The sequence below is a fragment of the Mesorhizobium sp. WSM4817 genome (assembly GCF_055811135.1).
Genome location: NZ_JBVVQQ010000087.1, coordinates 1 through 1,620, shown reverse-complemented (window position 1 = coordinate 1,620; position 1,620 = coordinate 1). Strand labels below are relative to the sequence as shown.

Here is a 1,620-nt window from a genome sequence, read left to right as displayed (position 1 = left end):
ACAGCGCTGTAGATGCTATGGGCGGCGGCGAGCGTGTGGCACCCTCGACGCTGTTGAGCAGCTACCTAAGGAGCGCCCCCATGTCACCATCCTTTGATGCAAGCAAATCCCTTACCGCCCTTGATCAGGACAGCACGTTGGTCGCAGTGATTGAGATGAGCCAGACAAAGTGGCTCATTGCTGCGACGGTCCCTGGCTTTGAACGTAACCCTCTCAAGAAGCTCGATGCCGACCCGGATTCGGTGTTCAGGCTGTTGCGCCGCTGGCGCAGCGAAGCCATTCAAGCCGGGCGTGAAGTCCGGCGCATCGTTGTCGCCTATGAGGCTGGACGCGACGGCTTTTGGTTGGCGCGCTGGCTCCAGGCGCGCGCTGTCGAAGCTTATGTCATATATCCATCGAGCGTCGCGGTTTCCCGTGAACATCGGCGTGCCAAGACCGATCGCCTCGATACCGAACTGCTGATGCGCGCCTTTCTTGGCTGGCTGCGGGGGGAGAAGCGCCACTGCAGCATGGCAGCCATCCCAACCATCAATGAGGAGGAGGCCCGCCGTCCGAACCGTGAACGAGACAATCTCGTCCGCGAACGTACACGGATCGTCAACCGCATCAAGGCAATCCTCGCTCGCTTCGGCATTCGCGCCTTCAAACCCAATCTGCGCAAGGCTGCCGAGAAACTGGAGGCTCTGCATACGGCGGAAGGTATGCCCCTACCGGAACGAAGCCGAGCCGAGTTGCGCCGTAATCTCGGACGGCTTCACCTGTTGCGTGAACAAATCCACGAGATCGAACAGGAGCGGTTGCGGCAGCTCTCGGTGGTTCCAGACACGGAGAAGGGTCCGCTCGCGATGGTTCGCCTTCTTGCGCGGATCATCGGTGTCGGTATCGAGACTGCGGACATGCTGGTGAATGAGATTCTCTCACGCGGCCTGCGTGATCGGAGAGCCGTCGCCCGCTATGCCGGACTTACCGGGGCGCCGGATGAGAGCGGCCAACGCAGGCGCGAGAAAGGTCTTGCGCGGGCCGGCAACGCTCGCGTCCGCTACGGCATGATCCTACTGGCTTAGCGGTTCCTCCAATTCCAAAAGGACAGCGCGCTGGCGCACTGGTTTTGCGCGAGAACGGCCGATGGCCGTGGCGGTACGCGCAAGACAATGATCGTGGCTTTGGCGCGCAAGCTACTGATTGCCTTCTGGCGACTTGTCACGACCGGCGAGATCCCGACGGGAGTAGCCCTGCGTCCGGTATAAAGCATGGAGGAGCGTTCGACAGGACGAGCATTGAAGTTTGGCAGCTGCAATAGCGTCTGCCGATAACGATCCGAGGTGGTGGGTGATCCCGGTCGCTCACATGGCTTACGACGCCGCGCTGTAGAATGGGCCCACCGCCCGGAGCTTCGCCGCCGATGCGTATGGCTGCATCATGGTTTTTGATCCGCGAGGATCAACCGCATACAAGCTTGCGGCGCGTTTACGGCGCCGGATGGCGAGCTCCCCTCGGTTTGCAAGTTATAGACCTCTACGAACAGGCACCTGCCGGCTCAATGTAACGCTGCCGCCGTGCTCGTGACCATCAAGGGCAAGTCGCTTCGCGATGGCCAAAGGCCCACCCTTGACCGTCACT

At 61.1% G+C, this 1,620-nt stretch carries 1 pseudogene; it reads left to right on the top strand.

From position 1 onward, the window contains the following. Positions 1 to 80: 80 nt before the first annotated feature. Positions 81 to 1,247: pseudogene (locus AC0L2K_RS34795) on the top strand (IS110 family RNA-guided transposase). Positions 1,248 to 1,620 lie beyond the last annotated feature (373 nt).